Consider the following 9926-nt stretch of genomic DNA (forward strand, 5'->3'; position numbering starts at 1 on the left):
GGCCCGGTGGGGCCGCCCAGGCGGGGCGGGGGGTTCGGGTCGCGGGCGGTGTCTTCGGGGCCGCGGGGGGCGGGGGTGCCGCCTCCGCCGGACGCCGTGTTGCGGGACGATCCGGCGCGGCCCTGGCGGGCCGCGGCCGCCTCGTACGTCGGGGACGAGCCGCCCACGTACGAGACCGAGCCGACCACGCTGCCCCTCACCGACCCGGAGGAACTGCGGGAGGTGGTCCCCGACACCGTGCTCGAGGGTGCACGGTACGGCACGCTGACGCTTCGGGCCGCGTCGTTGCGCGGGGACGTGGCCCGGTACCGGGGTGAGCCGCGGCGAGACGCGCTGCTCGCGGTGCGGTTCGGGACCGGGGACAGCGCCCTGCTCCTCGTGGCCGTGGCCAGCGGGCAGCGGGCGGCCCCGGGGGCGCACCGGGTGGCGCGGGAGCTGTGCGAGTGGGTCGCCGGGGCGGTCGGCCGCAATCAGGCCCGGCTGACGGAGGACCTCCACACCGCCAACCGCGGCGCCCTCAGCTCCGGGCTGCACCGGCTCACCGACCGTGCCTACGGGCGGCTGCGCGCCGGTGCGACCGTACGCGGCCTCGCCCCCGCCGACCACACCGCCTCGGTGCGCTGCCTCCTGCTCCCGGCGCATCCGGCCTGCCGCACCCGGGTGTTCTTCGGCGTCGGCGACGGCGGGCTCTTCCGGCTGCGGGACGGCGTCTGGCAGGACCTGGAACCCGCCGGGGGCGAGCGGGACACCGTCGGCGGCCCCGTGCTCGGCTATGGGAGTGGTCGGCCGTCCGCCCAGCCGTCCGCCCAGTCGTCGGACCAAGAGCCCGGTCCGGGGCCCGGGGCCACGTCGCCACCCGAGGCCGAGCCCGTCCATGGGCCCTTCCGGTTCCGCGCCTCCGTCGCCCGGCCGGGCGACACCCTTCTGCTGTGCAGCGCGGGCCTCGCCGAACCCCTGCGCGGCGAGGCCGCCCTCGCCGATCGCCTGGCCGAGCGCTGGGACACCGCGGAGGCGCCGGGTCTCGCCGCGTTCCTGACCGACGCCCAGACCGGGGTGAAGGGCTACGCCGACGACCGTACGGCGGCCGCTGTCTGGGAGGCGTAAGCGCGCCGTCCATGGGTTGATGGACGAAAGGTGCACGGTGGTCGATAACCGTCACCCACCCCATCGACCCGGATGAAAGGGATGAGGGCGCGCGATGGCCAAGCAGACCGTGGCGGAGCAGTACGTGGACATCCTGGTGCGCGCCGGTGTGCGGCGGCTGTACGGCGTGGTCGGCGACAGCCTCAACCCGGTGGTGGACGCGGTCCGCCGCAACGCCGCGATCGACTGGATCCAGGTCCGGCACGAGGAGACCGCCGCCTTCGCCGCCGGTGCCGAGGCGCAGCTCACCGGGTCCCTCGCCGCCTGCGCGGGCTCCTGCGGCCCCGGGCACGTCCATCTGATCAACGGGCTCTATGACGCCCACCGCTCCATGGCCCCGGTCATCGCGCTCGCCTCGCACATCCCCAGCAGCGAGATCGGCACCAGCTTCTTCCAGGAGACCCACCCCGAGCGGCTGTTCCAGGAGTGCAGCCACTACTGCGAGCTGATCTCCCACCCCCAGCAGATGCCCCGCGTCCTGCAGACCGCCGTGCAGCACGCGATCGGCCGCAGCGGGGTCAGCGTGGTGGCACTCCCCGGCGACATCGCCTCCCGCCCGGCGCTCGAGCGCGCCGAGGAGCACGCCCTGGTGACGTCCCGGCCCACCGTGCGTCCGGGCGACGCGGAGATCGACCGGTTCGCCCGCATGGTCAACGACGCGCAACGGGTGACGCTCTTCTGCGGCCGGGGCTGCGCCGGGGCGCACGATGAGGTGATGGCCTTCGCCGAGCTGGTGAAGGCGCCGGTGGGGCACGCCCTGCGCGGCAAGGAGTGGATTCAGTACGACAACCCGTACGACGTCGGCATGAGCGGTCTGCTCGGCTATGGCGCGGCGTACGAGGCCACCCACGAATGCGATCTGCTGATCCTGCTGGGCACCGACTTCCCGTACGGCGCCTTCCTGCCCGCCGATGTGCGGACCGTACAGGTGGACGTCCGCGCGGAACACCTCGGCCGCCGCTCCCAGCTGGACCTCGCCGTCTGGGGCGACGTACGGGAGACGCTGAGCTGTCTGACCCCGAAGGTGCACCCCAAGACGGACCGCCGCTTCCTCGACCGCATGCTGAAGAAGCACGCCGACGCGCTGGAGGGCGTGGTCAGGGCGTACACCCGCCGGGTCGACAAGCACATCCCGATCCACCCGGAGTTCGTGGCGTCCGTACTGGACGAGGAGGCCGCCGATGACGCGATCTTCACCGTGGACACCGGGATGTGCAACGTCTGGGCGGCCCGCTATCTGTCCCCCAACGGCCGCCGCCGGGTGATCGGTTCCTTCACCCACGGCTCGATGGCCAACGCGCTGCCGCAGGCGATCGGCGCCCAGTTCATGGACCGCCGCCGCCAGGTGATCTCGATGTCCGGCGACGGCGGATTCTCCATGCTGATGGGCGACTTCCTCACCCTCGTCCAGTACGACCTGCCGGTGAAGGTGATCCTCTTCAACAACTCCGCGCTGGGCATGGTCGAGCTGGAGATGCTGGTCTCGGGCCTGCCCGCGTACGGCACCAGCTACCACAGCACCGACTTCGCCCAGATCGCCCGCGCCGCCGGGGTGTGGGGCGAGCGGGTGGAGAAGCCCAAGCGCCTGCGGTACGCGCTGCGCGCCGCGCTGCGCCACAAGGGGCCCGCGCTCCTGGACATCGTCACGGACCCCAACGCGCTCTCCATCCCGCCCAAGATCAGGGCGGAGATGGTGACCGGCTTCGCGCTCTCGGCCAGCAGGATGGTGCTGGCGGGTGGCGTCGGCAAGATGGTCCAGATGGCCCGCTCCAACCTCCGCAACCTCCCGCGCCCCTGATCAGACCGGGGGTGGCCGGGGGCGGTCAGCCGCCCCCGGCCCAGCCTCAGCCCCTCACCTCACCGGTCGCAGCCGCAGCGTCAGGATCTGATGCGGACGCAGGGCCAGGGTCAGCCCGCCCGGGCCCGTGGCCGCCTCGTGCAGCGGGCGCTCCAGCAGGTCCGTCACCTCTGCCCCGAGCACCGGGAAGCCGGTGACCAGCGTGCCCGTCGCCCGGCCGCCCTGGGACTCGTACAGCCGCACCACCACATCGCCGCTGCGGTCCTCCGCGAGCTTGACCGACTCGATCGTGATCGCGGGGTTGTCCACGGACACCAGCGGCGCCCGCTCGGCCGGTCCTGCGGGGAGGGTGCGCAGCGGCAGGTTGAGGGCGAGCCCTTCCGCGACCGCCTCGGCGACGCCCGCGCCCGGCAGCAGGGCGTAGCGGAAGCGGTGGACGCCCAGGTCGGTCTCCGGGTCGGGGCTGTGCGGGGCGCGCAGCAGGGTGAGTCGCACGGTGGTGCCCAGCACCTCGCCCCCGCCACTGCCCCCGCCCGTGCCCTCGCCCCTGTCGTGCGCCGTACGGGTCACATCGTGGCCGTACGTGGAGTCGTTGAGCACCGCCGCCCCGTACCCGGGCTCGGCGACCCGCAGCCAGCGGTGGGCGCAGATCTCGAACCGGGCCGCGTCCCAGCTGGTGTTGGTGTGGGTGGCGCGGTCCACATGGCCGAACTGGATCTCCGCGGTGGACACCTTGGCGTGGATGTCCAGCGGGAACGCCGCCTTGAGCACCTTCTCCGACTCCTGCCAGTCCACCTCGGTGGCGATGTCGAGGCGGCGGTTGCCCGCGGCCAGCGTCAGCTCCTGGGTGATGCGGGAGGCGCCGAAGGACCGTATGACCCTGACCGTGGCGCGCAGCGGACCGGACTCGATCAGCTCCACCGACTCGGCGCCGGTCAGATCGGTGTGGCTGCGGCGGTAGTGCCGGTCGATGTCCCAGGCGTCCCAGTGGTTGGGGTGGTCGGGGTGGAGCTGGAGGAGGTTGCCGCGGGCGCCGGGGGCCAGCACCTCACGGCTCGCGTCCAGGTCAAGCACCGAGGTGAGCAGCCCCTCGGCGTCGATGGTCACCCGCAGCCGGTCGTTATCCAGGACGATGGACTGGCCGTCGCTCAGGGCGGTCACCGGCGGCGCCCCATGGGGTGCCCCGCTGGCCGCGGCGGGCGTCTGTGCGGCGGCCCCCAGGGGTGCCGCGCCCAGCCCGGCGACCCGCACCGCGACCGCCGTACGGCCCTCGTCCAGCGGCTGGACCGGGGCCCCGGACGGCAGGGCGGCCGCCGTCCGCGCGTCCAGGACGGCGATCTCCTCGCGCTCGTACGGCGAGGCGTTGAGCACCGTGGGCCCGCCGCCGCCCAGCGCGGCCACCGCGCCCGCGATGATCTCCTCCAGCTCGGCGAAGACCATCTCGTAGGTGTCCCGCGCCTCGCGGTGCACCCAGGCGATCGAGGAGCCGGGCAGGATGTCGTGGAACTGGTGCAGCAGCACCGTCTTCCAGATCCGGTCCAGCTCGTCGTACGGATAGCCGTAGCCGGGGGCGTGCAGCGCGGCGGCCGTGGCCCACAGCTCGGCCTCCCGCAACAGGTGCTCGCCGCGCCGGTTGCCCTGCTTGGTCTTGGCCTGGGTGGTGTACGTGGCCCGGTGCAGCTCCAGATACAGCTCGCCCGACCACACCGGCGCTTTGGCCCCGTACTCCCGCTCGGCCTCGGCGAAGAACGTCGAAGGTGGCTGGATCTCGACGGTCGGCGAGCCCTCCAGGGAGGCCAGCCGCCGCGCCTTCTCCAGCATCTCGCGGGTCGGGCCGCCACCGCCGTCGCCGTAGCCGAAGGGCACCAGCGAGCGGGTGGCCAGCCCCTTGTCCGCGAAGTTGCGCTCCGCGTGGGCGAGTTCCGAGGCGCTGAACTGGGCGTTGTAGGTGTCCACCGGCGGGAAGTGGGTGAAGACCCGGGTGCCGTCGATGCCCTCCCACCAGAAGGTGTGGTGCGGCATCTTGTTGGACTGGTTCCACGACAGCTTCTGGGTGAGGAACCACCGCACCCCCGCCAACGCGGCGAGCTGCGGGAAGGCGGCCGTGTAGCCGAAGGAGTCCGGCAGCCAGATCTCCTCGGTGTCCACCCCCAGCTCCTCCAGGAAGAACCGCTTGCCGTGCACGATCTGCCGGGCCAGCGCCTCACCGCCGGGCATATTGGCGTCCGACTCGACCCACATCGAGCCCACCGGCGCCCAGTTGCCGTCCGCCACCGCCTTCTTGATCCGCTCCCAGATGTGCGGCTGGTGCTCCTTGACCCAGGCGTACTGCTGCGCCTGTGAGCAGGCGAAGACCAGCTCCGGGTACTCGCCCGCGAGCGCGGTGACATTGGCGAAGGTACGGGACGCCTTGCGCACCGTCTCGCGCAGCGGCCACAGCCACGCCGAGTCGATATGGGCGTGCCCGGCCGCCGAGACCCGGTGCGCGCTGGAGTGCGCGGGACGGCCGAGCGCGTCGGTGAGCTCGGCGCGGGCGGCGGCCGCGGTGCCGGGGACGTCATGGAGGTCGAGCGCGTCCAGCGCGTTCTCCAGGGCGCGCAGGATCTCATGGCGGCGCGGCCGGTCCGCCGGCAGCTCACCCATCAGCTCCGAGAGCACCTCGATGTCCAGGACCAGATGCCAGACGGTCTCGTCGAGGACGGCCAGCTCGGCCGAGGCGAAACGGTACAGCGGCTCGTCCCCGGCGGTCAGCACATCGCCGAGCCGGGTCGGGACGAAGCCGTCGCGCAGCACGGACGGGTTGGCGGCGGCCTCCAGCCGCAGCCGTACGGGCTCGCCACCGGCCGCCGGGGCGGCGACCGGGATGTGGCGGTTGCGCGGATGGATGCCCTTGATCGGCACCCCCTCCGCGTCGTACACCAGCCCCTCGGCCTGGAACCCCGGGGCGTCGTCGGTGAAGCCGGGGTCGATGACGGCCTCCACCCGCCGCCCCGTCCACTCCTCGGGCACCGCGCCCTCCAGCCGGAACCACCAGGTGGACCACGGACTGCCCCAGTCCGTACCGGCGCTGAACGGCTCGTAGGTGCCCGCCAGCGCCTCCGCGACCGGCACCGGCTCACCGGGGGTGCGCCACGCGGAGAGGGCGAGCGGCACCCGGGCCGTGTACTGGGCGGGCCTGATGAACTGGCGCAGCGCGCGGTCCAGGCGCCCCTCCACCAGTGGTCGATCGTCGTGCATCACGGCTCCTCGGCTCGAGCTCGGGGGATCACTCAGCGGATCACTCCCAACAGTTCCCTCGGTGTGTGGGGGGCAACACGCGGGCATGCATTTCCGTGAGCGTGTTCGACGACACGACATGAGACGCTGGCCGCCGTCGGGGGCGGCCGGGGCGGGGGAGGATGAAGCGTCAGCCTGTACGGCCCGGCCGGGGGCGCGGGCGCGACCGGCCGGATGGCAGACCGAAGCCTGAGGAGGCCGTTGCGGAGGGTGTTCCGGAGGTCGTTCCGGAGGGTGGCCCAGGGGCGCGGGCGGCCGTTCCGGGGAGTGTTCCGGTGGCGCGGGCGGCCGTTCCGGAAGGTGTTCCGGTGGCGCGGGCGGCCGTTCCGGAAGGTGTTCCGGTGGCGCGCGGCCCGGTCCTGAGCAAGCGACTGGCGCACGACGATCTCGCGGCGGTGGCGCGGGTCCGCGCGGAGCTGCGCGAGATGCTGCGGCACTGGGGCGGGCCCGGCCGGGCCGATCTCGCCGAGCTGCTCATCAGCGAGCTGGTGACCAACGCACTGGTGCACACCGACCGTGGTGCGCGGGTCACGGCCGCGCTGGGGGACGGGCCGGGCGCGCGCGTCACCGGGCGATTACGGGTGGAGGTGCGGGACTTCGTGTCCCGGCACCCGACGCTGCGCGACCGGCCCGCCGAGGACAGCACATCCGGGCGCGGACTGCTGCTGGTGCATACGCTCGCGGACGCCTGGGGCGTGCGGGCGCACGAGGTGGGCAAGGTCCTGTGGTTCGAACTCGAAGCCGAGGGCGTTCCGTAACCGACTCTGACGCTGTCCACGGCCGACCTTGTCGACATGTGGACCATCGGCGCCTGAAGTGTGGCGCAGCGTCGCGCGGTACGGAGCCGCCGGGCGGCGGGCGGGGATCCGTGCCCCCGCCCCGGCCGCCGCCTCAGCCCCGCTCAGCCGAAGGCGCGCTCGATCTGCGCCAGCTTCTCCTCGAGGGAGTCCAGCCGCGGGATGGTGAGGGTGTCGTCCTCGGCCGTGAGGTCGATGGTGTGGGAACGGTCGGCCTCGGCGCCCTTGTCCTTTTCACCGAAGCCGAAGCTGAAATCCCGGTCGCCGTCCTTGTTCCGGCCGCGGTCCAGGTCATGACCCAGGTCATAGCCCAGGTCGCCGGTCGCGGACTCGGCGCCGCCCGCGGACCGCAGGGCGGGCCGGGCGGAAGGGGCGGCCAGCTGAGCCTGGTCCGCGACCCCGGCGGTCTCCAGCACCTTCTCGCCTAGAGCGGGCTCCGAACTGAGCTGCGCGGGCGGCGGGGTGGCGGCGGTGACCTCCACCTGACGGCCGCCGCGGCGGCCCCACATCCGGTGCTGCCGGTTGAGCGCCCGGATCCGGGCCCGGTCCAGCTTCTCCTGGTCACGGCGGCGGGTGCGGTTGTCCTCCTTCTCGCGCCGGTCCTCGCGGACCTCCTCGACCGCCTCGTCCAGCGTCCGTACGCCCTCGAGCAGCATCAGCGACCAGGCGGCGAAGGTCTCGCGCGGCGCGCGCAGCCAGCGGACCACGCGGATCTGCGGCAGCGGCCGCGGCACCAGGCCCTGCTCGCGCAGCGCGGCCCGGCGGGTCTGCTTCAGGGCCCGGTCGAAGAGGACCGCCGCCGAGAGCGACATGCCCGCGAAGAACTGCGGGGCGCCCGCGTGGCCGAGGCCGCGCGGCGCGTGCACCCAGTTGAACCAGGCCGCGGCGCCCGCGAACAGCCACACCAGCATGCGCGAGCCGAGTGCGGCGTCACCGTGGCTGGCCTCCCGCACCGCCAGCACCGAGCAGAACATCGCGGCGCCGTCGAGCCCGAACGGCACCAGGTACTCCCAGCCGTTGGTCAGCGCCAGGTTCTCCCGCCCGAAGCCCACCAGGCCCTGGAAGGAGAGCGCGGCGGCCACCCCGGCGCAGCAGAACAGCAGAATGTAGGCGGCCATCCCGTAGATGGCCTCCTTACGGCGCCGACGTTCCTCGCTGCGCTCCCAGGAGTCGGTGATGACGCTCTCGTCCTTCTTCCGTCGGCCGCGCGCGAGGACAACCGCCGCCCCCACGACGCCGGCGAGCGCCACGACGACTGGCAGAACCAGCGATATGTCGGTCAGTCTCATCCGGTGCCCCTTGATTGGCTTTCATGAAGTTCTGGCCGCAGTGCGGCCTACCGCGCGCGACATCCTGGCGGAATCCTGCCGGGCCTCGAGCGGTTTTGGGACAAGAGGCCGCCAAGTAGGCGGGGGGACACGCGGATAGGTGCGATGCGATCCGAACACTCGCACTGTGCAAGCGGCTTGATTCTATTCACGGAACTCGATCGCGGGTAATCCGGCCGATCGGCTGCCGGTGGGCCTACGGTCCGTGTACGTGGCGCAACGTTACTGCGACCTTAAATGATGTTTACGGGCTTTGCCCGGGAGCGGCCTCCGCATATCGTCTTCGATGGGACGTCAGGAGGACCGGAGTGGAGCAGTCCGAAGCACAGGTGGCGATGGACCCGCCGCCCTCCTGCGGCGCGCCCGCGGCACGCAGGTCCCCGCGCCGGCACTCGGTGCGTGGCCAGATCCTGGAGGCCCTGCGGGACGCGCTGGCCGGTGGCGAGCTGACCCCGGGCGAGGTGTACTCCGCGCCGGTGCTCGCCGAGCGCTTCGGCGTCTCTCCCACCCCCGTACGGGAGGCCATGCAGCAGCTCGCGGGCGAGGGCGCGGTCGAGGTGGTGCCCAACCGGGGCTTCCGGGTCGCCCGCCGCAGCGAGCGCGAGCTGGCCGAGCTGGCGGAGGTACGGGCGCTGCTCGAGGTTCCGGTGATGCTCAGCCTGGCGGAGGCGATCGCGCCCGAGCGCTGGGCGGGGCTGCGGCCCTTCGCCGAGGCGACGGCGGCGGCGGCCGTGCGGGGCGACCGGGCCGCGTATCTGGAGTCGGACCGCACCTTCCACCAGGCGCTGCTCGGCTTGGCCGGAAACCAGCAGCTCGTGATCGTCGCCGACGATCTGCACCGCCGCGCCCAGTGGCCCCTGGCCTGCGGCCGTGCCACCCGTACCGCGGACCTCGTCGCCGACGCGAAGGAGCATATGGCGCTCCTTGACGCCTTGGCCGCCAGGGATCTGGGCACGGTCGAATTCCTCACGAGGGCGCACTTCGCCCCTACGGTCTGAGCGGGGCTCTTGGGGGGCGCCCGGCGGTGCTCGGCGCCTGCGGCGAGCTGTTCCCCTCCCCGCCCCTTCCCACAACTGGGACTCCGCCCCAGCCCCCGGGACCGAAGGCCTCTGCCCGCTGCAACGCCCCAGGCCCCCGGGGTCTAGGGGCCTCCGTGCCCGGCACATGCCGGAGCCCGGGGACTAGGGGCCTCCCGTCCCTGCTATGCGCCGGAACCCGGGGCCAGGGGCCTCTGTGTCTGCCGCGTGCCGGGGCCCGGGGCCCGGGGGACCTCGCCTCCTGTCACGCCCGAGGCTCTGGGGGCCAGGGGCCTCCGCACCTGCTATGCGCCGGAACCCGGGGCCAGGGGCCTCTGTGTCTGCCGCGTGCCGGGGCCCGGGGCCCGGGGGACCTCGCCTCCTGTCACGCCCGAGGCTCTGGGGGCCGGGGGCCTCCGCACCTGCTACGCGCCGGGACCCGTGGCCGGGGCCTCTGCCCCCTGCCACGCCCCAGGCCCGGGGGTGGGGGCTTCCCTCCCCGCCATGCGCCGGAATCCGGGGCGGCAGGGGCCGGGGTGTGCGGGCCGTTTCGTGGCCCCGGTCGGGT

General features: G+C 73.4%; 6 protein-coding genes. 4 read left to right on the plus strand and 2 right to left on the minus strand.

Annotated elements, in window-relative coordinates; translation table 11 throughout:
- The first annotated feature begins 75 nt into the window (after nt 1–75).
- Nucleotides 76–1104: a protein phosphatase 2C domain-containing protein gene (locus tag VT50_RS37485; protein ID WP_240529489.1), complete on the plus strand. Its 1029-nt coding sequence runs from the start codon at nt 76–78 to the stop codon at nt 1102–1104.
- 94 nt (nt 1105–1198) lie between these two features.
- Nucleotides 1199–2941 carry a pyruvate dehydrogenase gene (locus VT50_RS37490; protein WP_046090636.1) on the plus strand — a complete coding sequence of 581 codons (1743 nt, stop codon included), beginning with the start codon at nt 1199–1201 and terminating at the stop codon, nt 2939–2941.
- Between the two features lie 54 nt (nt 2942–2995).
- Here the strand turns inward: VT50_RS37490 and VT50_RS37495 are convergent, their stop codons facing one another.
- Complete coding sequence (locus VT50_RS37495) at nt 2996–6178, minus strand: alpha-mannosidase (RefSeq protein ID WP_046090635.1); 3183 nt, start codon at nt 6176–6178, stop codon at nt 2996–2998.
- Nucleotides 6179–6558: 380 nt separating this feature from the next.
- On the opposite strand from VT50_RS37495, the gene VT50_RS37500 reads away from it, so the two are divergent.
- Nucleotides 6559–6975 carry an ATP-binding protein gene (locus VT50_RS37500; protein ID WP_046090634.1) on the plus strand — a complete coding sequence of 139 codons (417 nt, stop codon included), beginning with the start codon at nt 6559–6561 and terminating at the stop codon, nt 6973–6975.
- A gap of 143 nt (nt 6976–7118) precedes the next feature.
- On the opposite strand, the gene VT50_RS37505 is transcribed toward VT50_RS37500, so the two are convergent.
- Nucleotides 7119–8303 (minus strand): DUF2637 domain-containing protein, encoded by a 1185-nt coding sequence (locus VT50_RS37505; RefSeq protein WP_046090633.1) that lies wholly within the window; start codon nt 8301–8303, stop codon nt 7119–7121.
- A gap of 374 nt (nt 8304–8677) precedes the next feature.
- On the opposite strand from VT50_RS37505, the gene VT50_RS37510 reads away from it, so the two are divergent.
- A complete protein-coding gene (locus VT50_RS37510) occupies nt 8678–9340 on the plus strand; it encodes a GntR family transcriptional regulator (RefSeq protein ID WP_240529490.1) in 663 nt (220 codons plus the stop codon).
- Nucleotides 9341–9926 lie beyond the last annotated feature (586 nt).

Source organism: Streptomyces antioxidans (genome assembly GCF_000968685.2).
In the GTDB taxonomy this organism is placed as follows: Bacteria; Actinomycetota; Actinomycetes; order Streptomycetales; family Streptomycetaceae; genus Streptomyces; species Streptomyces antioxidans.